At 34.4% G+C, this 23,736-nt stretch carries 15 protein-coding genes and 1 tRNA gene; 1 reads left to right on the forward strand and 15 read right to left on the reverse strand.

The window, feature by feature from the left end:
• Window positions 1-86 precede the first annotated feature (86 nt).
• Window positions 87-4,604 carry a fibronectin type III domain-containing protein gene (locus PHE88_06935; GenBank protein ID MDD5687550.1) on the reverse strand — a complete coding sequence of 1,506 codons (4,518 nt, stop codon included), beginning with the start codon at window positions 4,602-4,604 and terminating at the stop codon, window positions 87-89.
• A 114-nt stretch (window positions 4,605-4,718) separates the two neighbouring features.
• A complete protein-coding gene (locus PHE88_06940) occupies window positions 4,719-5,753 on the reverse strand; it encodes a PorV/PorQ family protein (GenBank protein MDD5687551.1) in 1,035 nt (344 codons plus the stop codon).
• A 981-nt stretch (window positions 5,754-6,734) separates the two neighbouring features.
• Here PHE88_06940 and PHE88_06945 point away from each other — a divergent pair.
• A complete protein-coding gene (locus PHE88_06945) occupies window positions 6,735-7,532 on the forward strand; it encodes an AraC family transcriptional regulator (protein ID MDD5687552.1) in 798 nt (265 codons plus the stop codon).
• 95 nt (window positions 7,533-7,627) lie between these two features.
• Here PHE88_06945 and PHE88_06950 read toward each other — a convergent pair whose 3' ends face one another.
• The 13 genes from PHE88_06950 to PHE88_07010 form a co-directional block, all read right to left on the reverse strand.
• Complete coding sequence (locus tag PHE88_06950; GenBank protein ID MDD5687553.1) at window positions 7,628-9,403, reverse strand: ABC transporter ATP-binding protein; 1,776 nt, start codon at window positions 9,401-9,403, stop codon at window positions 7,628-7,630.
• 161 nt (window positions 9,404-9,564) lie between these two features.
• Window positions 9,565-11,340 carry an ABC transporter ATP-binding protein gene (locus tag PHE88_06955; GenBank protein MDD5687554.1) on the reverse strand — a complete coding sequence of 592 codons (1,776 nt, stop codon included), beginning with the start codon at window positions 11,338-11,340 and terminating at the stop codon, window positions 9,565-9,567.
• Window positions 11,341-11,386: 46 nt separating this feature from the next.
• Window positions 11,387-12,421 (reverse strand): SIS domain-containing protein, encoded by a 1,035-nt coding sequence (locus PHE88_06960; protein MDD5687555.1) that lies wholly within the window; start codon window positions 12,419-12,421, stop codon window positions 11,387-11,389.
• 119 nt (window positions 12,422-12,540) lie between these two features.
• Window positions 12,541-13,617: a Gfo/Idh/MocA family oxidoreductase gene (locus tag PHE88_06965; protein ID MDD5687556.1), complete on the reverse strand. Its 1,077-nt coding sequence runs from the start codon at window positions 13,615-13,617 to the stop codon at window positions 12,541-12,543.
• A complete protein-coding gene (locus PHE88_06970; protein MDD5687557.1) occupies window positions 13,617-14,720 on the reverse strand; it encodes a DegT/DnrJ/EryC1/StrS family aminotransferase in 1,104 nt (367 codons plus the stop codon). Before PHE88_06970 ends, PHE88_06965 begins: the two co-directional genes overlap by 1 nt.
• Window positions 14,721-14,765: 45 nt before the next feature.
• Window positions 14,766-16,049 (reverse strand): nickel-dependent lactate racemase, encoded by a 1,284-nt coding sequence (gene larA / locus PHE88_06975; protein ID MDD5687558.1) that lies wholly within the window; start codon window positions 16,047-16,049, stop codon window positions 14,766-14,768.
• Between the two features lie 2 nt (window positions 16,050-16,051).
• Window positions 16,052-17,110, reverse strand: a complete 1,059-nt coding sequence (locus tag PHE88_06980) for a uroporphyrinogen decarboxylase family protein (GenBank protein ID MDD5687559.1) — start codon at window positions 17,108-17,110, stop codon at window positions 16,052-16,054.
• Window positions 17,111-17,170: 60 nt separating this feature from the next.
• The gene (ald, locus tag PHE88_06985; GenBank protein ID MDD5687560.1) at window positions 17,171-18,283 is read right to left on the reverse strand and encodes an alanine dehydrogenase; all 1,113 of its coding nucleotides are present in this window, start codon (window positions 18,281-18,283) and stop codon (window positions 17,171-17,173) included.
• A 98-nt stretch (window positions 18,284-18,381) separates the two neighbouring features.
• Window positions 18,382-19,389 carry a class I SAM-dependent methyltransferase gene (locus tag PHE88_06990; GenBank protein MDD5687561.1) on the reverse strand — a complete coding sequence of 336 codons (1,008 nt, stop codon included), beginning with the start codon at window positions 19,387-19,389 and terminating at the stop codon, window positions 18,382-18,384.
• A gap of 461 nt (window positions 19,390-19,850) precedes the next feature.
• Window positions 19,851-21,956 (reverse strand): hypothetical protein, encoded by a 2,106-nt coding sequence (locus tag PHE88_06995; protein ID MDD5687562.1) that lies wholly within the window; start codon window positions 21,954-21,956, stop codon window positions 19,851-19,853.
• Window positions 21,957-22,198: 242 nt separating this feature from the next.
• The gene (locus PHE88_07000; GenBank protein MDD5687563.1) at window positions 22,199-22,882 is read right to left on the reverse strand and encodes a tetratricopeptide repeat protein; all 684 of its coding nucleotides are present in this window, start codon (window positions 22,880-22,882) and stop codon (window positions 22,199-22,201) included.
• Between the two features lie 38 nt (window positions 22,883-22,920).
• A complete protein-coding gene (locus PHE88_07005; protein ID MDD5687564.1) occupies window positions 22,921-23,556 on the reverse strand; it encodes a histidinol phosphate phosphatase domain-containing protein in 636 nt (211 codons plus the stop codon).
• Window positions 23,557-23,643: 87 nt separating this feature from the next.
• Window positions 23,644-23,717, reverse strand: a tRNA-Arg gene (locus PHE88_07010).
• Window positions 23,718-23,736: the final 19 nt, after the last annotated feature.

A 23,736-nucleotide genomic window follows, 5' to 3' on the forward strand; every position in this document is an offset into this window, starting at 1 on the left:
TTCTCAAACTTAATATTAGTCTCAATATTTTTCCCAATTAGCTAATTCTCTAATCAACTAATTAACTGGCACCATAAGATAGTGCGCTACTTTTCCACACCAATCTTTATTTTCTTTGTTTCGCCTGTACCTTTTATATATAATACATATACACCACTCGCCACTGTCTTACCACCTTCATTCTTACCATCCCATACTATACTGCCTCTTTCTCCGGTTTCTACCAACTCCCTTGCTAATTCTCCAACTAATGTGTATATTTTTACCACTGCTCCGGCTGTTAAATTATCTATAGTCATTCCTTGAGCGTGCTTCATCGGATTAAATGGACTTGGATACACTTTTACATTACTTAAATCAGTTACCGGAACTAATTCCAGTAACGCAAATTTGCTTAAATGATTACTTTTGGCTATTACCTTATTATAACTTGAATATACTGTTGATTGTAACGCTTCCCACCTCTTGTTATTTTCATCATACCAGCCTACTACTAACTTACTCTCGTCATAACCAGCTATTGAAATGTCGTCATAACTTATCGTTATAAGCATTTCCTTTGGCTGCAGGTTCTTGTCATTTACTATTTCTATTCCATAGCCTAATACCTTTATTGCCCGCCTGTCACTTACAGGCACATCTATTGCTTTTAACGTTAAATTCGCTGTAGTAGAAAACGCACCTATTGGCACCAAAACACTTATCTCACTATCCACACTGCTATTCTCACTTATTGGTGTTACCGCCATCCCGCTTGATATCTGTATCTGCGGACTCACTATCCTTGTTACACTTAACGGCTTGCATATATAATTCTGTCCTTCCATATCAATACTTAAACTTGTGTATTCCATCTTCTTAGGCCAGAACCGCCAATCTTCTTTTTTAGGCTCTACACTGTAATCGCCGATTCCTAAATCCATAAACTCGTAATATCCATCTTCTCCAGTAATATAACTGTTAATAATGCCACCACTTAAATTCATTGTTATCCCGCTTATACTGCTGCTGCTCTTGTATACTTGCACATTGCCAATGATATTGGATACTGTGGTAGTAGGAGCATATGTTACTGTTATTGTTGTTTCTTTCTGATTACTATGTGTAGATATATCAGTCGCTCTGACATATACCGTATTGGGACCTTTCTTCAATCGCACGGTTCCGCTCCATGTTTCTAATCCATTAACTGCTGAATATGTCCCGCTTTCACCTACCTTTATTTCTACTTTGCTTAATCCTAAATTATCTGATGCTGTTCCTCTTAAAGATAATAATGAGTTCGTTACTGTTGTGTTGTTTCCTGGTGTTGTAATTATTATTATTGGAGGAGTGGTCTCGGATAGTGCCGGGATACCATATACTTCAAATTCATATAATGAATATCCATAAGGTCCTCTCGCAAGCCCGTTCATACGGACATATCTGCCACTACCATTTAACGCTATATCGTCTGTTCCGCCTGTTCCGCCTATCTTTGTGGCTACTGTTGTCCAGTCCATACGATTGTCTGATACTTGTATCTGGTAATCTTTTCCATATGCTGCTTCCCATCTTAATATTACTTCTGTTATGGTACACGTTATACCTAAATCTACATATATCCATTCCGAGTCACGGTACGGCGATTGTGATGCCCATCGGGTCCCAAGTTTCCCGTCTATTACATAATTAGGATTATCATTGCCATTTCCTGCTTCTACTGAAGATGCATAAGCAGTCGTACCTATTGCAAGATTTGCCGTCCCTTCTGTAGTTTTCCCACTTGCACAGTTGGATATTCCTGTCCAATTCGTAGCTACTTCATCTACTACCTTCATTGCAAAATAATAAACAGTATCTGCATTTAAGCCGTTTACCGTATAACTCTGGTTACTACCGGCTATTAATGGCGTCGGTTCACCACTACACTGTGCTACACTTACCCAATCCCAGTTGATACTTGTTATACTATATGTCGCATAACGGATATCATAATCACTCGCCGTACCTGTGCCCCCATCATCGCCTACTGTTGACCAATTTAATACTATTGTTCTTCCTCCGGGATTACTGGTAGTTAAATCGTTTACTGTTGAAGGCGGTATCGTATCTGTCGGATCTGTTTCTTTGTTTACTATATTAGATATCCCTGACCAGTTATTTACATCGTCACCCGCCTTAATCGCAAAGTAATATATTGTACTTGAATTTAACCCTTTCACTGTGTAGGTTTGATTTGTCCCTACTGCTTGAGGAATTGGTTCATTACTGCATTGTGTAGCTGTAGCCCAATTACTGTTTGTTATAGGTGTCAATGCGTAGCGAATATCATAATTACTCGCTGTACCTATGTTACCATCGTCGCCTACTGCTGTCCAACTTAATTGGAGACTATTGCTGGTTGCAGTTGCACTCGCTAATGTGTTTATATCTGTTGGCGGGGTTGTGTCATTAAATGTTACGGTTACCTGGCTTGCTCCGGCAAGGTAATCATCCGATACGGCATGAACTGTTATTATATGATTACCTTGTGTATAGCCGGCTGTATTCCATGTGTATGTCGGACTTGCAGATATCTTAACTAGTTTGTTATCTATAAAATAACGATATGAGACAACTGGATTGGTTGTCTCAGAATTAGGTGTAGCTGTTACTGATATATTTACGCTAGCACTTACTACAGCACCATTTACAGGAGAATTTATAGAAACGGACGGTGATAGCTTAAAAAAGTCGTCATCCATAACTTTATCATACACTGCTCTTTCTTCAGTGGTTAAATTATAAAGTTTAAATATTCCTATTCCAAGACCGGCAATCTGAGGTGAGTCTGCTCTCAAGTATTTTATCCACAAGTCATCATCCGGTGCATATCCGTCATAGATGTTTCCGCCACCAAGGATAGGAAATGTTTTTCCATCAAGCCTACGGTATTTTGCCCAGTTAGTATTCCTCTTAGTAAATGTTCTATAATCTTTGATTCCATGGTAGAAATATAACTCAGGTACATAAAAATCTATTACATCGGCTCCATTCGTCATCATTTCATCAAAACCATCTCCAAAATAAGCAGCAGTCACAAAAAAATTGGGATATTGTTGTTTCACCCGCCTAAGTGCATTTATGGATTTTTGGACTCGAGTATCCGAATCATTAGAAGCCCATTCGTCAATGGATAACCCGTAATATCCTTCTTGAGCAGCCTCTAAGTAATTGTTATACATTTTTTCTTCAGTGTCAAGATACCATTCGTTAGTAATTGTATATGTCGGCACCCTGCAAGCATAACTATATGGTATCGGAAGTTTCCCTTTTGCTATCATCCCATCGTGCCATGACTTGGTAGCCCACATTAAACCGGAAAAATTCATAGTTTCGTGAGGTTGCTCGCCAGGACCGGCACACCAGTAAATAATATATGGTATTTTTATAGGTGCGAGAGTAGGATTTGGATATATAGCACCTTCATGAAAAAGAAAATTGTTGTTCGGCAAAGTAACAAGCGGAGAAGTTGTTCCACCTGGTGAATTTGATATTGGTGACCAATTCGGCACTTCATCCGCAGCCTTTATTGCAAAGTAATATTGGGTGTTTGGAGAAAGTCCAAGTGCCATAATTGACTGGTTTGTACCAGCCCATTCTATCGGTAGCCAGTAAATGTCAATCGGTGTAGCTAAGTTCCAATCTGTTTCTGTTAATATAGGAAAAGTATAATATCTTATATCATACTTTGAAACTCTGTAGTCATTACCATCATCGCCGGGAGCAGTCCATGTAAGCGTAACTGAAGTAGGTGTGGGATTGATTGCAGCTAAATTATTTATTTGGGCCGGTGGTGTGGAGTCTGTAAGAGCTGATGTTGTCGCGCTCGGTGAATTTGATGAAGATGACCAATTGGGCACATCATCTGCTGTTTTTATTGCAAAGTAATATTTAGTTGAAGGTGAAAGTCCGGCAATAGTGAATGTTTCTGTCCTGGACATTTCTTGCGGTGTTGGTGTAACTGCGACTTTAGTCGCAGAATCCCAGTTTGCATCTGTTATCGGTGAAAGTGAATATCTAATATCATATGAGATATATCTTGATGCGACTATCCTTGAACTGTTGTTATCACCGGGTGCGGTCCATGTAAGTGTAACTGATTTTGCTGTTGTTCCGCTTACTATCAAATTATTTATTTTATCAGGTGGTATAGTATCTGTGAGAGCAAGAGTTGTTGCACTCGGTGATTTAGATATTGGTGACCAGTTAGACAATTTATCGCTTGCTTTGATTGCAAAATAATATTGTGTTGAAGGTGAAAGTCCAAAGACAATAAACGATTCAGCACAACCTGCAGGCTTTGGATTCGACTCACCTGTAACCTGAGTTGCAGAATCCCAGTTAGCATCCGATATTGGTGAAAGAGAGTACCTGATATCATATGTTATCGCTGTTCCTGTGTTGCCGTTATCGCCGACAGACCTCCATACAAGTGTTATTGTCTTGGATGTCGGGTATGCCGTCAGAAAATATGTTATCTTACCGGGCACACCGGATAATACACTTGTTGTAAACATACATGCTACAAAAATGCATATTATAAACATACAATATTTTTTTACCAATTTCTGTCTGAACATACTAATTATCTCCTGTAAATCAATTAAAAGATTTGAGAAACATTAAAAAATTGGAAAGATTAGAAAAATTAAAATCTTTAAATCTTTTAATATTTAATCTTTTAATTGTCTCTATTAGAATTTCACATTCAATGCTACTCTATGTGTATCGCCTAAATCGCCAAACGGAACAAATGCATAATCTAACCCATATCCCTTATAATCTAAACCAGCTCCTACACTTATCCCTTTTAATCCACTTATGTCTTTTGTTTTGGTGTTGTATCCTGCCCTGCCTATTAGTGTCGTTCCTTCACCCGCGTCATACTTATACTCAGTCCCTGCTCCTATTCCTATCCCACTGTCATTTACTGCTGTTATATCTAACCCGACTAACCATTCCGGTTGAATATTATATCCTCCACCTACACGTATTGTCATAGGTAAATTATCACTCTCTTCTACATACTTCATCTTACTGCCTACATTCTGAACTGCTAACCCTATACTCATTCCGCTATCTATTGGCTTATATAACATTCCTACATCACCGGCTATCGCTGTCGCACTCTCCTTTATCTTGCTGCTTATATACTTTACTCCTACTCCTAATGACACATCGTCACTTACTATATTCCCATAACTTAACGTAACAGACATATCTGTTGGACTATAATTACCACCTAATATTCCATTTATATCGCTTTCTTTTATATTACCATAATTTATATATTGCACACCTAACCCTATTACTCCTACACCTGCTATCGGCTGTCCATAACCTACCCAACTATAACCTATATCTTCAAACCAGACCGCATGCATTACACTTATTGATGTTTTTTCTATTCCAGCTAATCCTGCTGTATTCCAATATATACTACTTGCTCCTTCACATACTCCTACTCCGATATCGCCCATCCCACTACTACGGGCGCCGGCTCCTATTTTTAAAAACTGGACTGCACTTGTCCCTGTATCATCTTTGCTAAAGGCAGCGTATGTGCTGCTTGAAACAAGAAGCAAGAAGCAAGAGGCAAGAAGCAAGAAACAAGATAACATCTGATTTCTGACTTCTGGTTTCTGACTTCTAATTTCTGACATTGGACATTGTCCGCCACTAAACATTGGTGAAGCAGGGACTTTTGACTGTCTCTTTAAATTTTTCATAAATACCTCTAATTTTATACTTTAAAGTGTAACATATAATTGATAATTTCTCGGCTGCGTTCGGGATTGTTTTATTGGTCTCCAGTAGGGGACTCAATAAAACAAAAAAGAAGTATATTAGAAAATCAATCAATTAGTTAATTAAGTTTTTAACCTAATTCGCTAATTCACTAATTTACTAATCCACTTCTTTTGTTTTCGGTAACCTTGCTGGCTTAATAGCCACAAGCGGTTTATCACAAAGCGGTTTACACGCTTGTGATTTACTTGCTTGTGGTTTGTCGTTTATCGGCAACCTGTTGGCGTTATCTATCTTAGCCCTTGGTTTTGCGAACTCATCCCGCTTTCACGGGAGTAGCCTTTTCGGAGTCTTACTTTCTTATACCTTTACCCCCTTTTGATTACTTATCTTATTTGCTATTTCTTAAGGTCTTTAGTATCTAAACATTACTTTTTGATTTGTATCTTCAAACAGTAGTATAACGCATAGTTACATAAATGTCAATATCTATAATTGCCGTTATCTTATCTATAATTGCTAAAGAATGCTAATTAGTTATAATTACATTTTATGAGTAAAACTAAATCTTATTTAAAAACCCTCTGATAGTTAATGCTCATATCTTGCTAATACATAATAACTTCTTGTGCTTTACTATATATATAACACACTATTGATTTTCTGTCAAGGTCTTTTTTTTACTTAATATTGTCATATATAACATAATCATTTTTTGCATTACTATTATATTTACCGTCTTATTACAAAAATATTATTACCGGTGACTTCTATTCTTTTATCCGTTATTGTATATCACCTGTATTCTACTTTGTTGCAAAAATAATGTATTATCGGAAATTTAAAAGCGATATACAGATTATATACAATTATTGTGTAATATCAAGAATTGACAATTTTATAATTCTTTGTATAATAATCCTGCTATTATCAATTAAAATTATTATATTTCTCTCCAAATTATGAAAATAGAACGCTATCAGAAAGAAAAAAAAGATATTAAATTAATTGAAGTAACATATCTTAACCCAGATCCTAACTGGAAAATCAGAAAACACTATCATACTTTTCACGAACTTGTAATTGTTACGAAAGGTTTGATGCATGTTGAAATATTAGGAAAAAACATTCATGCAAATGCCGGAGATATACTTTTTTATCAGGCAGGAATAGCTCACAAAGAACAATCCGATCATAAAAAACCGGTTGAAACTGTCGGTTTCACTTGGAAAGAGAAAAGAAAAGTTAATTTTCCTGTTTTAACTCATGATATAAACGGCAAAATATGTGTTTTATCTAAATGGGCGTGCGAACAAGGACAAATAAGTTATCCTTACAAACGTTTACAACAAGAGAATATTTTTGAAGTTATAAGAATTGAATTAATAAAAATCATCGAATCTGAAGTAGAAAATCAACTTGTAAGTAAAGTAAAAAGTTTTATGCTGGGGAACTTAAATTTAGACAAATCCATGACTCTTGATAATCTTGCGAATTATGTTCATATGAGTAAATATCATTTTATAAAAAAATATAGAGTAATTACCGGAAGGACACCAATGGAAGATTTAAGAAATATTCGCCTTGAAGTTGCCAAAGACTTGTTTTTGACCACATGTATGCCTATAAAAGCTGTTGCAACTAAAGTGGGGTTCAGCAATGTGTTCATCTTCTCAAGACTGTTTCAGAAATATTTTAACTTACCACCGGGACACTACCGAAACAACACAGACTTTAATAAAAATACTATTTATTTATAAATATTAGGATTTATTTGGCGTGATATATTATAATAAGAAATAATATATTTAATATGACATCTAACATCAGACATTGGACTTCGGACTAAAGGTCACTATTTCCGCATGAATTCTTTATACATTTGAGTATAAACACCGGATTGCTTAAGCAAACTATGATGAGTCCCTCTCTCCACAATCATACCGTCTTTTACAACTAATACCTGACTGGCTTTTCGGACAGTAGAAAGTCTCTGTGCTATAACAAATGATGTTCTATCTGCTAATAATTTCTGAAGAGCGTTCTGAAGAATATGTTCGGTATGCGCATCAACAGAGCTTGTTGCTTCATCTAAAATAAGTATGTTTGGATTTGATATCAATGCCCTTGTAAAACATATTAACTGTCGCTCCCCAAGACTTAATCCAATTCCACGTTCTTTAACTTCAGTGTTATACCCATCCGGATTTTTTATAATAAATTTATCTGCACCTATGAATTTTGAGGCATTTATAACTTCTTCATCAGTAGCTTCCGGTCTGGCGTATTTTATGTTAGACATTATTGTGCCGGAAAACAAAAAATTTTCTTGTAAAACAATAGCCATATGACTATGCAGATATTTTAGGGATATTTTTGACATATCAATGCCGTCAAGAAGTATCTTACCTTTTTGAGGTTCGTATAATCTTGCTATAAGACTTACTATTGAGGTTTTTCCTGCACCAGTCTGTCCGACTAACGCAATAGTTTCACCTGGTTTAGCAGTAAAATTAATATCTTTTAATATCCAATGGCTATCTTTTGAATCTTTATATTTTAAAAATACATTTTGAAAAACGACTTCGCCTTTAATATTAGGTAAGACTATCGGTTGCGGTACATCTTTAATTTCAGGCTTGGTATCTAACAAATTAAATATTTTTTCTGCAGCTGCAGAAGTAGAAAGTAATGAATTATAAAGTTCACTCATCATATATATAGGTCCAAAAAACATACCGATATATAATATATAAGCACTTAGTTCTCCTATCTTTAATTCATTGTTTATTACAAGTTTATAACCGGACAGAAAAGTTATGGCAACACCTATGCCTGCCATAAGACCTAAAAAAGGAAAGTAAGTAGACCACACTTTTGCTGCTCCTACTGTATTAGATACGTGAGATAAATTAATTTGTTCATATTCCGTTAGATTTTCTTCTTCCCGTGCAAAAGACTGAATAATCCTTATTCCTGATACTGTTTCTGCAAAATTAGCTATTAAACGGGAGGCACTTTCCTGAACTCTTCTATAATTTTGCATACCTTTAATCCGAAAAATATTTGTTGCAATTATTATTGGCGGTAATATTATCCCTACTATAACACACAATCTCCAATCATATTTACTCATAAAATAAATGGCACCGAATAACGTTAAAACACTATTAATTAATACTCCGATACCCCAGGTTAAACACCATTCCATTGTAGTAATATCATTGTCCAACCTGGCAATTATTCTACCTTGTTTTGTCCTGTCAAAAAACGCCATTGATAAAATTTGAACATGTTTAAACAATTCCATCCTTATATCATTTATAACATATTGTCCGAGATTTATGGTGGTCCTTGTTTGATAAACAGAAAAAATCCAGTTTAAAAGCGTAACACCAAGAAAAAGTAAACTCATATACATAACGCCGGATACATCGCTATTGGAAATATATTTATCAATACATATTTTAATTATATGCGGTCCCATTACAGCAGTAATCGTTGTTAAAATATTAAAAATTATATTTTTAGTAACAAGGGTTTTGTACGGATAAATATAACATAGCAGTCTTTTTAACAATTTAGGTGTAATTTGTTTTTGTTCAAGATGTTCTAAATCATCATATTTCATAATTTATAGGTTTCCACTTAAACTATCGTAGGATAGTTGTCATTGCGAGCCCAAAAGGGCGTGGCAATCTTGCCTTTTTAATATAAAAATTCAGATTCCCATGGTCACTCTTTTCACTCGTTCCCTCGGAATGACAGTAAAACATACTATGTGTTTACCAATTAGTTTTCCTCACCGGACTCTATATCGTACATCTTTTTGTAAACCTCACACCGTCTTAGCAAGTCATCATGCGAACCTTTATCTACAATTATTCCACTATCCATTACAAAAATCTGTGGGAAATTAGTTATTAAGCTTAATTTATGAGTTATAACAATAGAGGTAATATTCTTAAATACTTCTTTTTCAAGAGCGGCAAAAATATGACGTTCAGTTTCGGAATCAACACTGGCTGTAGCATTATCAAGAATTAATATTGCCGGTTTCATGATAATTGCACGGGCCAACGCTATTCTCTGTCTCTGACCACCGCTTAAAGTAACACCACGTTCACCAATTATAGTATCGTATCCATCTTCAAACATTGTAATAAATTCGTGTGCTTGTGCTATCTGTGCATAAAATTCAATATCTTTCTGATTTGTATTTTTAACACCAAAAGAAATATTTTCCGATACAGTATCGGAAAAAAGGAAACTCTCCTGGAATACTATGCTTACAGATTTTCTTAAAGAATTTAGTTCTATATCATCAACATTTATCCCGTTAATGGTAATCTGACCAGAGTTTACATTGTAAAATTTTGGTATGAGATTTACTAATGTTGTTTTTCCCGCTGATGTTGGTCCTACAATTGCTATAGGAATACCGGGTTCTATTGCTAAAGAAATATTATTTAAGACGGATTTTTTACTTGTATAAAAAAAATTAACTTCATTAAAGTTTATTTGCACTTTTCCGCTAGGAAATTTAACAGCATTCTTTTTACTTGTTATTATTGGTTTTTTATCCAATATTTCTAATATTTTTTCACCGCTTGAAACAGCATTATTTGTGATGTTAATAATCCTACCCAACCTTCCGATTCTCATACCTACACCGGTAAGATAAAGAACGAATTTTGTTATATCTCCTATATTAAGCTGTTTGTGAATAATTAAAAATCCGCCATACCCAAGGGCAATTGGAACACTTAGTCCGAACACAAATTCTGTCAGTGGAATTTTTGCTGACCAGTAATCTATAACTTTAATAACATGCTTAACAAAACTATTTGATTTTTCATTAAATTTAGTGATTTCTGTTTCTTCTTTCCCGAAAACTTTTACTATACGTATACCAGCAATGTTTTCCTGAATAACTGTAGATAATTCGCTATATTTATCACGAACACTTCTCCAGAGTAAACGCATTTTTCCTGAAGATTTTAATAATATTAAAACGGTAGGCACAGCAGGCAAGAGTGCAAAAAGCGTTAGTTTGTAATTTATTGTGAGCATTATAATAATAGAACCAATAACATAAAAAACCATTTCCATCACAAAGACTAATGCAGTACCATACAACTCTCCCACCATTCCGATATCACGAGTTACCCTTGATATGAGTTCTCCAGAACTACGATTATCATGAAAAGTGAAAGACAGTCTCTGGACAGCGTTATACAAAGCATATCTAATATCCATTAATGCACTTTGTATCATTTTAGTATGTAAAATTCCTCTACAAACACGCAATGCGGTATGTAAAATTGTAAGTACAAGATAAAGCATAATTAATTTCATTAATACGGAAGGATTGCTATTGTGAAATTTCACCATGTCACTTATTACATTAATAGCGTTACCTGAAATTTGAGGCAAAAGTACTTCTATCGTAAGAAACATGATAAGCAGTAATATTGTGAAAAACAAATATAAAGGATATGCCAATAGATAACTTAGAAGCCGTTTTAAGATATGTAAGGTAGTAGTTTGCTTGCCGTCTTTTTCCATATAAGAATTATTTACATTTTTCCTGTTTGAGAGGAGAGAAACAACGTCACATCGTTTGGGTTATTTTATTTAGTCCACGAGGTTTGTCCGGATTAAAACCTTTTTTTAGACAAAGATAGTATGCAAAAAGTTGTCCTGAAATAATATATGTTATTGGTGTTAATATTGTATTCATTTTTGGCATAGTTATTGGCAAAGTTGCAAGCTTTAATATTTTTTCCTCGGAAGACATAATAATTCTCTCAGCTTGTTTCTGTTTAAGTTTTTCGGTTATTTCAAGCATGCTTTGAAATGTGGCATCAGGTGGAGCAATCATTATTACCGGAAAACTTCTATCAATAATAGCAATTGGACCATGCAGGAAATCTGCACCTGATAAAGCTTCTGATTCTAGATAACTGGTTTCTTTTATTTTCAAAGCAGTTTCTAAAGCTGTAGCATAATTTAGTCCCCTTCCCAATACAATACATTTATTCATATATTTATATTGTTCAACTTTTTCTTTTATATATGTTTTTTGGGAAATAACTTCCATCATTTGGTAAGATATTTTATTTAACTCTTTCAATTCTTTTTTTCTTCCGGCAAGATGGAGTGACAGAAGATATAACAAAGCTAACTCTCCTGTGTATGTTTTAGTAGCAGGAACACTTTTTTCTTTACCGGCATGGCAATATAGACTTATATTGGCATTTCTTGTAATTTCTGAGTTTTTCTGGTTGGTTATAGCTACACAATAAGTACCCTGTTTTTTTGCCTGTCTCAAAACTTCAACAACATCAGGAGATTCGCCTGATTGTGATATCCCTATTACAAGTGCGTTTTTTAAGTTAAAATTCTTTTTGTATAAAGTAAAAAGTGATGATGCAGCAAGACCTACAACGATTCCATTTATGTAACCAAATAAATACTTTCCAAAAACAGCTGCATTATCAGATGTACCACGGGCAGCAAAAAGAATAAAATGAATATCCCGTTTAATTATCTCCCTACAAATTGCTTCAACATCAGCCTCATTTTCTTGAAGTATGTTACTAATTACTTCTGGCTGTTGTTCAATCTCACCAAGCATGTAAGACATATTGTTTTGTTCCTTTTCTTCATATCTGTATGCAAAAGTATTATAATATTCCCCTCACCTTTCGTCCTCTCCCCTCAGGGGAGAGGAAAGAGGTGAGGGGTGGACATCTATGTACTTTTTTACAGATACTGTTTTGCAGTTTCGGCTGTTGTTGAAAAAGTTGGTGTATTAACCAGTTTTTTCGCCAAAGATTCAAGTTCTTTATATCCTTGACTCAGCGGAAGTTTTATCTGGCCGCCTTCTATTACCGAGCGGCAAACTCCCATCATAATTTCGAATCCTTTATATGCACTTTCACCGTTGCAAGGATGAACTTTGTTTTCATTATCAAGCCACTCGGCAATATCTTGTATATACGGCGGCATATCAAGGTCATAGTTCATGCATCCGGGTCCCGAAATTACACCTTTTGAATTTTTTGTAATAGCACGCCATCCACCGCCGGTTAAAACTTCTGCAAAACCTTCGGTACCTTGAGCCCCGATACGACACTTCCTCCACCAATAATCAACCTCTGGAACATCCGGTGCACCGGCACCACATTCAATAATTCCGCGAACTCCATTAGTAAAATGGATAATTCCGGCAATATAATCCGGGGAAACATGTATATCCTTGAACTTAGTTGTTCCACTAGCCTGACCCATAACCCATTCTGCTCCTGCATTATCATTAAACCAACGACAATAATCTATAAGATGGGTCATCATATGCATCATCCACCCGGTTGCTGTTCCATAAACAGTGTGAACCCTGCCTATAGCACCACTTCTTATTATTTCGTTTACTTTACGATAATGCTCGCCATATCTGTGTTGATGACTTACAACACTTTTAACTTTGGCATTTCTTAGCAAGTTCATTATCTCAAGTGCTTCATTTGTAGATAGAGCAATTGGTTTCTCGTATGCAATCAATTTGACCCCTGCTTCTACCCCAATTTTTATCATATCTAACCGGATATTAGGTAAAGTACAAAAACAAAATATATCAGGTTTAATTTTATTTAAAAGTTTTTTTGCATCTGTGTCACTGTTTTGCACATTAAATTCTTTTTTAACAGAATCCACACGGGCAGAATCAATATCACAAATACCTAATACTTCAAACCTTGGATTCCTGGAAAATGCAGATATATGGTGTTTTCCCCGTTTTCCTAATCCGACAACAGCAACAGTATATTTTTTCAAACTCATTATTTCCTCCAACGTTTTATGGCCTCTATGGTATAAGAAACTTCATCATCAGTAAGTTCCGGGAACATTGGTAAGGAAAGCAACCTGTTTGCTGATCTTTCGGTAAGAGGTAACGATATGTTCATATCTGCGTGTTTACCCCATGGATACCCTTCTTGCTTATGAATCGGAATCGGGTAATGTGTAAGTGCAGTAATTCCTTCGTTTTCTAAATATTTTTGCAAGTCATCGCGTTTGTCAGTATGAATTACATAAAGGTGATATACATGACTATATCCCGGTTTGCAGAAAGGCAGCTCTAAACCTGTATTTTTTAATTCAGAATCATATCGTTTAGCAATCTCTCTCCTTTTCTGGCTCCACTTATCCAATTGTTTCAGTTTAACACTAAGAACCGCGGCATGTATATCATCCAAACGGCTATTGTATCCCATACTATGAACAGAACGTTTTAACGAACCATGATTGCGTAAAGCTTTTATACGTTCAGTGATTTGAGGATTATTTGTAGCTACTGCACCGCCATCTCCGAAAGTACCAAGATTTTTCTGGATGATAAAACTTGTACACATAGCATCACTTAATTCTCCGATTCTGAAAGTATCACCTTTGGAACCAAGTCCCTGTGCATTATCTTCAATTACTTTAAGATTGTGCTTTTTAGCAATACCGGCAATAGCTTTCATATCAGCAGGTTGCCCGTAAAGATGAACCGGTATAATAGCTTTTGTCCTGGATGTAATCTTCTCTTCTATTTTTGTTACATCAATATTATATGTTTTAGGATCCATTTCCACAAATACCGGTTTCGCGTTTACAAACCATATTGCTTCGGCAGTTGCAAAAAAAGTGTTTGAAGTAGTGATAACTTCATCACCTTCGCCGATACCAAGTGCAAGTAATACCAGCCACAATGCATCTGTACCGGAGTTAAGCCCAACTACATATTTTGTCCCGCAATATGATGCAAGTTCACCTTCAAATTTAGACAGTGCAGGACCCATAACATACTTACCGCTTTCTAAAACACTACTTATAGCAGCATCTATTTCCTTTTTGATCCCGTGATACTGCCTGACATGACCATAAAACTCAACCTTCATTTTTGCCATAAACAAATCCCCCTTTTTAAATTAATATACAATTGTTTAATTATATATTTTTTTATTTAATTTTGCAAGAATGTACGGACCATCCGGAATAACCGCAACTTTCGAATCATTACCATATTCTTTTATAGTTTCTAAAATTGATTTATTAATATCTTTCACAGGTTCGCACCATGATTTTTTTATTTCCTGATTAGTAAGCCCGTCTGAATATACTTTTACTTTCTTTACTTTTCTTAATGCCTTTATAAGTTCTTCTACTTCCCATTGATCAACATTAAAAAAACCGGCAGTAGAAATCATCTTCATAAAATTATTTATATCTCTCATACCGAAAAGAAGTTTTCTGAATGCAGGACTTCCTAATCCATCCAAACAAGCGCTCGCAATAATTATTGTTCCGCCATTTTTTATGATATCCAATGCCGATACAATACCTTTTACCGTCTGATAAAAATCCCTGTCAAGAGGATATCCTCCATTAGAAGTTATTACTATATCAACTGGTCTGTCAATAAAAACACTTGACTGTTTTTCGCATGCTTTTACTTCTTCTTCATATGCTTTATCTAAATCTCCGCAAAACACATTTGTTATTTCTTTCTTTTGGTTCAAAGTAACATTTATCATAAAATCTACACCTGCTTTTATTGCTACTTTGCTGGCAAATATATTTAAGGGATTGTTTTTTAAAACACCTACTTTAGAAAACGGAGACTCTAACATCTCAGGACTATGAAAATATTTCATTGTCTCAATTCCGACAATTCCAGGACAAATAGATTTTCTTCCTCCTGAAAAACCGGCCATAAAATGGGGTTCTACTAATCCAGTGATAATTTTAAAATCAGATTCAGCATAAGCACGGTTTATATAAACGGGAATATTTTTATTTGCATCGAATAGAAAAACTAAATTATTTTTATTTTGTCCGTTATGGTTAATAATTTTATACTTTTTAATTATTCTTTTTCCCAAAATAGATATCAGGTCTTTTCCTTCCGTAGGAGAATGCATCCCGCAGGCAATTAAAATTATAGTTCTAATCTTATTTTTATCAAGGATATCCAGGATAGGATTCAACAATATCTCGTTTGGAACTGCTCTTGTTTTATCAGAAACTACAATGCAGCATGTTTTTTTATTTTTACAGAGCTCATTAAAACATTTTGTTCCTATTGGTTTTTTTAATTTTTTTATTATTTCTTGTTCGGGATTAACAATAACTTTTGTATTATTAATTTTTAATATAGAATATAAATTCCTTTTTGGAATTTTTACATTTAAGCCTTTTTTTCCATAACTTAATTTAATATCAAGCATTTCTATGTTTTTTTAAAAGGATATTTACCATATTCATATATGGTTTCTATCATAGTTTTATAATTTTCTATAGGAACATAATCCGGGATAGAATTACTTGAACCTGCACAATAACCACCACCGGGGGCAAGAGCTTTGACTGTATTTTTAGTTAACTCTCTGACTTGATCTTTTGTTCCTCTGGTTAATAAATCCAAATCAATATTTCCAAGCAAGCATATTCTGCCTTTAACTTTTTCTTTTAGTGTTCTTGCATTCATTGCTTTTGGCTCAATAGGATGCAATGCTTTAATTCCGATATCTAATAAATCATCCATAACCTGCATCAAATTACCATCTGAATGATAAATAAGCGGAATTCGTTTTTCACGACATATATTACCCATCAGTTTGTACCATGGAAAAAGATTTTTTTGTAATATTTCCGGAGAAACCATCAATCCTTCAGTATATGCTATGTCATCAACTACCCAAATTGCTCCTACTTTATGAAATTCAATTATTTTTTTAAATACTTCAAATTGTATTTTACCTATTCTTTCAAACATTGCTTCTACTAATTTGGGATTTTCAATTAAAGCATAACTAAATCCGTTTAAACCCATTAACATCCAGGTAGATGTAAATATCTTTCCTGCAATTCCTATTATATTCATACCTGGTGGAAGCAATTCAGCGGTTTTTTTATAGTCAGAATAATTTACTTTCCCGGGGTCAATCCAATCATACTTTTCAAAATCTTTAAAATCCTTAATTTTCCCTATACCTTCTTCTGCCCAATTTTTATCGTCATCTAAATTAAAATATTTTCCATGACCTTCTTCTCTTAAACCTTTCTTTTCAACTGTTCCTGCCGGATCAATTAATCCTGCCGAAAGCCAGATATAGTCATATCCTGCCTGTTTTCTAAAATCTATCTCACCCTGCAAACCGTCAACAGGTTTTCCCATAAATTTTTCTTTTATACTTTTATCAATAACCAGCTCAATTAACGGGACACTATCAGTTTCTTGACAAAATAATGTACTTTTTAATCTTTCAAAATTCGGTTCATTTTTCATATTTTCATTTAACAACAGTAGTCATATTTTAGTCCGGTATTTTGTTACTTTCCTATTATTCTAAAAAACTTCTTCCAATTTATAACATTTTAAACCTAACGATTCTCCAACTGCTTTACAAATAACTTTACCATCAACTATATTTATCCCAAGAGACAAAGGTTTATTGTTCAAAGCAGCTTTTTTATAGCCATGCTTGAGTATCTCTAATGCATAAGGTATTGTAGCGTTAGTAAGTGCATACGTAGATGTTCCTGCAACTGCTCCTGGCATGTTTGCTACACAATAATGAACAACACCATCAACAACATATACAGGATTTTTATGTGTTGTTGGTTTACTTGTTTCAGTACATCCGCCCTGGTCTATCGCAATATCAACTATAACGCTACCTTTTTTCATTGTCTTTAACATTTTTTTTGTTATTACGCGAGGGGCTTTCGCACCAGGAATTAAAATTGAACCAACAACTAAATCTGCATCTTTTATTTCTTCTTTTATCGTATAAGAGTTTGAATACAACAATACCACGTTCGGAAGCATTACATCACTCAAATATCTTAACCTGGAAAGGTTTACATCCAAAATAGACACTTTTGCTCCTAATCCGGATGCAACTTTTGCAGCATTTGTACCTGCCACACCGCCACCGATTATTACTACTTTTGCAGGTGCTACTCCTGGAACTCCTCCAAGCAAAATACCTCTCCCCATCATTGGACGTTCCAAAAACTTTGCACCTTCTTGAATTGACATTTTGCCTGCTACTTCACTCATAGGTACCAACAATGGTGTTTCTCCATCTTCTTTTCTTATTGTTTCATATGCTATTGCTACTATTTTTCTATTCATCATTGCAAGTGTTAATTCTTTACTAGCAGCAAAATGGAAATACGTAAAAACTATCTGACCTTCTTTTAATAACTTATATTCCGTCGGTAATGGTTCTTTTACCTTAATTATCATATCTGATTTATCAAATATTACCTTAGCATCAGATATTATTTCTGCACCTACTGCCTTATATTCGGCATCACTGATACCTGTTCCAATTCCCGCTGATTTCTCTACCAATACACGATGACCTAATTTCCTTATTTGCTCAACCCCTGCAGGAACCATTCCAACACGATACTCTGAATCTTTAATTTCTTTCGGTAAACCTACTATCATGTAATCCTCCTTTATAAAATTTTAACAATACTTTTTCATCAACTCTTTCTTTTGGTACAAGGTACTCAATCCCATAAATGTTTATCTATCAACAAGTATTATTTTTTAAAAGTAATATTCTTTGCCACGGCATATATTGTGACTCCCGGTTCAGCCATGGTTAAAGAATAATATAATTTAAAAAAATAGAAAAACGGAAAAGTCAGTATGTAAAGTGTTTGCCGAAATAACTGGATAATAAAATCTCTTGTTTTTCTTGATTTAATCGTATTTAATATTAATCCTATTAATCCCTTATTATTAATATTGTCTGATTCTAAATATTTTGTAAGATTATTTTCTTTCATGTTTTTAAAATCTTTAAAAACAATTACTTTGAATATTTTTAATGCAAAATCTATAATCCATACTACCAAATGTCTTGAAAATTCCCAAGTTGTTAATCCAAATACATCCATTTCTTCTACTTTAAATCCATGCCTGTGCAAAAATATCTCAAGAGATTCTTTTGTCCACCTTGTCAAATGATGCGGCGGATAATCAAAAGAATCTCTTTTTATAAAAATAGGTCTTTTCGAATTAGGTACAGTAAGAACAATCCTTCCTTCCGGAGATAAAATGTTTTTAATTTTTACAATCGACTCGTTTAAATCATCCATATGTTCAAGGCAATCAAACATGGTAACTACATCATACTTTTTCTTATTTGAAATTAAAAATCCGTCAAGATCAGAACAACAAACATTATTAATTCCCAAAGAATTCGCTACATCAATAGCTTCTTTGTTTAAATCTATGCCTAAGGCATCATATCCTTTTTGCTGTGCTTTTTTCACAAAAATACCGTTTCCGCAACCGATATCCAACAAACTTTTACCTAATAGAGAAGCTTTAAGTAATTTATTGAATTTTTTAGATTCATATGAATAGCTCCTGGAAGAAGAAAACAAAGCATACCATTCTTTTCCTGGATTATTAAAAGGCCATGAAAATTGGACCAGGCATAATTGACAAAAATATATTTTATATTTTTTTTTACCTACAGGATCAAAATATTCTTCTACTAATTTGTCACCTGATTCATTTAAACAAACAGGACATCTCATAAAATCTCTATATTTATTAATGATTTACAATAAAATATTTTTAACTTTTTATCTTTTAAGTTACATATTCTATCTTTTCTACTAGAATATTTTTAAATATTAAGGTCAATTATATCAAGATATTTTCTTTTGTCAAGTTTTTGTTTATCGGTATTGTCTATTTTTTCCTTACTAAATGCTTATCTTTTTAAATTAAAATATTTTGAAATTTTTGAATTCTCTTTCAGGTGTCATTGCGAACCCCGTAGGGGTGTGGCAATCTCGATACTTAATTGAGATTACTTCGTCTCGGAATTTATCCCGACTTTCGTCGGGACTCCTCGTAATGGCAACATTGTTTTCCCTGTGTCAAGCCACAGGGAATTAACAAGTTAAAATATTTTATAATAGTTAATTACAACAAAAAAAAGAAGCCCTCAAAAACTGAGGGCTTCTAATTTTTTTAGCATATTTCAGCGCATTTAGAACTTAATTGCCGCTGATAATGACAAGTTGCGATATGTTGTTAAATCAAAGATGCTTGCACGGTCACCACCGTCAGTACCTACTCCGTCAGGATTTGTATCAAGGAATGCATTACATGCTATTGTCAAACTTGGTGTTGCATCGAACTGAAGACCATATGTGTAAAATACGTCATGACTTTCACTATATAATATGGACTTTGTTTCTGCAAGGTCAGCACTATAATCCGTTCTTGATTTTGCCGCTTCTCCAAGAGGAGTTGCAACTGTAACTGTAGTTTCTAAAGTATTATTAGTTTTAACAGTTGTTTGAGTCTTTGTCATCACATATTCTGTGCCTGCACGGAAAGTGAATTTTTTTGAAAGAGGAATTTCAATACCAACAGGAACCATATACTTTGTTGTAATTGTTTCAGAAAGCTGGGTGCCAGCTCTTGATATTGTTTGACTCCAATCACCTTCACCATCACCGGTAGTAGGTAAACCAAGATCGGTTCTTCCTGTACCGTTGGGGTTTGTTTCTGTTAATGATCCATCAACTGGACCTGGTTTATTAGTCAGTATCTGGGCAGGAGTATTTCCGCCGACACTTGATGAACTTATCGTAAGTCCGTCACCATCCCGATAAGAAACCAACTCCCTAGAACCACTTGTTGTATCAAGGTCTGTTTTGGATACACTTCTCTGAATAAAACCACCTAAAGATACTCTAATTCCTTCTAATTCCTTCATATTAATTTTTAAACCTAAATCAAGATTAGTATCCGATGCAGTTCCTTTGTAAGTCAACAACTGTGTATAATCTCTTCCTGTAAAATTGTCAACCACATCAGCTGCAGCGCCGGCATATAATGTATGCCTGGTGTTTGCATATTCTCGGTTTGTCTGAGAAGCATCGACATCTCTGGATAAAGTATCAAAATTAGCAATACCGAATGCATCAAACTTTTTGAAACTTTTCTTAACTTCAACTCTTACTAAAGGAGCTATTCCAGAGCGTTCATCTGAAAAATCAGAAACTCCTGTTCCTGCTGCCCCTGTAAAGGAAGCTGTAAAAAGATTTACATTTCCATTTAGAGTTTGTGTAGCGTAATCAAGGTTGGTTTTCGAAACAATTGCAGTACCGGTATTAAAACGCTGATAGCTATTTAAACCGCCGATAGCAGTTGATATCGCAACACCTTCCCTTGCAGATACTGTAATCACAGTATTTTCATTTGCTACTACAGTTCCGGGATTTGTTACTTTTGAAAATCTCAATCCAACTCCGACATCAGCATAGAGACCGTCAGAAACACTGATTCTTGCCTGTGGAAGGATATCGGTTATACTTGTTGAGTTTTGATCGACTGCTTGTTTCGGATAAGAAACCGATAAAGAAGTTCCTTCAGTTGAAGTAACTGGCATTCCTACTAAAATAGCACCATTAACTGTGTTAAATATTTCTGAATATGTTTTTGTTCCTTCAGTATTTAATACGATTGAATCTGTCCTTCTTGAAAGTGAAAGACCGAGTGATATTTTATCCATCAATTTATATGATGAACCGGCGTTCCACTGTGTGTTTGTTGTGTTAGTATAATATTTTAAATTTGAACCTATTGTTGTTTGAGTCCTGTCAGTTGCTGGAGCAGTTGCGAATCTGATGTTATAGGTTTCATTTTTCCATTGACCTTCTGAATCATTACCTACAACACTATCCAAATTAAAGATAGGAGCTAGCTTTCCACCAAAATTCTGATAGACAATTCCTGATCTCGAATCATTAATACCTATTGACGAAAGCGGATTTCCTGTTAAACCGAACGTGAAGTAGCTAATATCGGTATTGTTTTGATTTGGACCCCAGTTAAGTGCTTTGCCGTAATTTACAATATCGTTATAGTTTCTAATATTGCCCCAATTTGTGTAAAGAGCATTTCCGGAAAAATCTAACAATTCCACGGGTGCTGCACTTATAATATCTAACTCGTTATAGAACATACCACGGGTTGCACCACGTTCGTATGAACCTACCGTGTTCTGGGCGTTTGTTAACGGTACAAAAGCAAAAGCTGATGTCGCCATTAAAAACATTGCCACTATTGATAACATTTTTTTCATTTTTTATTACCCTCCATCAAAAATTTGTAGTTTCTCGATAAACTGAGTTACTACATTTCCACTCTTCTTCCTCTTAGCCTATTTCGCGTATTTTTATTAAATTATAACTTAATACGCATTTTGGGGTTTTCACCTCCTTTGTGGCAGAAATTGAGGATTTTATTTAGTTTCCTAATATAATTTTTATATTATAGAAAACTTTTAAATATTTGTCAAGTAAAAAATGAGCTTTTAATATAAAATCATTTTTGATTAATTACAGGTTTTTCTAAAACCTTTAATCTTTCGTCCGAAATATTTTTATAAGCTGTATTTGGATGTAAACTTCCAACGGTCTGATAATAAGAAATAGCAGATTGAATATCACCCATCGTTTCATAACATCTTGCCATTCCTATTTGTGACTCAGGAACAAGATAGTGCGCCGAATATTCTTCTGTAAGTTGTTTATATGAATTTATAGCTTCTTGATATTTACCGGAGTTTTCATATGAGTTAGCTATTGAAAAAAGTATCATTGCTCCTAAATCTTCTTTCTTTTTCAATAGTGGCATTGCTAAGATATAGGATTTTACAGCCTCTTCATAACTTTTTTTAAGGTAAAGAGACTCTCCCTTATAAAAATATGCAAAACCTCCTTGTACACCTGATGGGTGTGTTTGAATTATCTGATCACAAAGTTGTATTGTCTGGTCAACCTGACCTGCTCTCAAATATAATGATGCAAATCCAATCTGCTCACTTGCCAGTTGATCCGATTTTTCAAATCTATTAACTGTAATCACAGTTATAATGATAATTATTCCTGCCACTATTATCGAGATAAGAGCTGTTTCTTTGTGTAATTTAGTGTAAGTTATAACTTTTTCTATGAAACTTTTCAAAAAATCTTTTTTTAGTTCGTCTTTTACCCATTGTCTAGCCATTTTATCTCCTTCAAGAAAATTAGCTTACTTCTTTAATATTATAATAATTTTCTTGCATTTTTTTGCATTTTTTCAAAATAATCATAATTCAATTTTGATTCTTTTAAAATATCATTTATTTTTTCCCGGCTTAATAAATCCTTAGGTTGATGAGAATCTGTATTTAATATAAGGTTTGCATTATATTTCTTTGCTAATTTAGAAATATGTAAATTCCCCTTTTTATGACCATTTCTTGTAGTAATTTCAAGAAGTACATTTTTTTCGATTGAAAGTTTCACATCTTCATCACTGATAAATCCCGGATGTGCTAAAACATCACAGCCGGAAAGAATTGCTGCTCTATTTGTCCCTTTAGGAACCGGCTCAACAGGTGATTCACCGTGAACCAAAACAAGATTTGCCCCGAGTTTCCTTGCCTGTTTTACAGCTTTTGAAATAAGCTCCGAAGGAACGTATGTTATTTCACAACCTGCTAACACTTTAATTTTATAATATTTAGTCAATTCGCGTGTAATTCGTTTTATTCTTGTTATCACAAAATCTATATTAGAAAAATCACAATGGTCAGTTAATCCAATAGCCGAATATCCTGCATTTTTAGCACGGCAGACAATTTCACTTGGCAACAAAACACCGTCAGAAAACAAAGTATGTGTATGTAAATCAATCATAAAATTAGTTATAGCGTTTTAGAGTTCGTAGAGTTTATAGAGTCGTAAACCCTATAACGCTATAACCCTAAAACCGTTCTTTTAATTTACCCCTGAGAGGAGTCGAACCTCCGACAATCGGTTTAGGAAACCGATGCTCTATCCATCTGAGCTACAGGGGCACTAAAAGCAATTAACACC

Source organism: Elusimicrobiota bacterium, assembly GCA_028718185.1.
In the GTDB taxonomy this organism is placed as follows: Bacteria; Elusimicrobiota; UBA8919; order UBA8919; family UBA8919; genus JAQUMH01.

Coding starts and splice junctions, on each gene's coding strand:
- PHE88_07005 (MDD5687564.1), bottom strand. CDS start 23,556: ATGATTGATTTACATACACATACTTTGTTTTCTGACGGTGTTTTGTTG.
- PHE88_06965 (MDD5687556.1), bottom strand. CDS start 13,617: ATGAGTTTGAAAAAATATACTGTTGCTGTTGTCGGATTAGGAAAACGG.
- PHE88_06990 (MDD5687561.1), bottom strand. CDS start 19,389: ATGAGATGTCCTGTTTGTTTAAATGAATCAGGTGACAAATTAGTAGAA.
- PHE88_06940 (MDD5687551.1), bottom strand. CDS start 5,753: ATGAAAAATTTAAAGAGACAGTCAAAAGTCCCTGCTTCACCAATGTTT.
- PHE88_07000 (MDD5687563.1), bottom strand. CDS start 22,882: ATGGCTAGACAATGGGTAAAAGACGAACTAAAAAAAGATTTTTTGAAA.
- PHE88_06970 (MDD5687557.1), bottom strand. CDS start 14,720: ATGAAGGTTGAGTTTTATGGTCATGTCAGGCAGTATCACGGGATCAAA.
- PHE88_06995 (MDD5687562.1), bottom strand. CDS start 21,956: ATGAAAAAAATGTTATCAATAGTGGCAATGTTTTTAATGGCGACATCA.
- ald (MDD5687560.1), bottom strand. CDS start 18,283: ATGATAGTAGGTTTACCGAAAGAAATTAAAGATTCAGAGTATCGTGTT.
- larA (MDD5687558.1), bottom strand. CDS start 16,049: ATGCTTGATATTAAATTAAGTTATGGAAAAAAAGGCTTAAATGTAAAA.
- PHE88_06945 (MDD5687552.1), top strand. CDS start 6,735: ATGAAAATAGAACGCTATCAGAAAGAAAAAAAAGATATTAAATTAATT.
- PHE88_06960 (MDD5687555.1), bottom strand. CDS start 12,421: ATGTCTTACATGCTTGGTGAGATTGAACAACAGCCAGAAGTAATTAGT.
- PHE88_06950 (MDD5687553.1), bottom strand. CDS start 9,403: ATGAAATATGATGATTTAGAACATCTTGAACAAAAACAAATTACACCT.
- PHE88_06955 (MDD5687554.1), bottom strand. CDS start 11,340: ATGGAAAAAGACGGCAAGCAAACTACTACCTTACATATCTTAAAACGG.
- PHE88_06980 (MDD5687559.1), bottom strand. CDS start 17,110: ATGAAAAATGAACCGAATTTTGAAAGATTAAAAAGTACATTATTTTGT.
- PHE88_06935 (MDD5687550.1), bottom strand. CDS start 4,604: ATGTTCAGACAGAAATTGGTAAAAAAATATTGTATGTTTATAATATGC.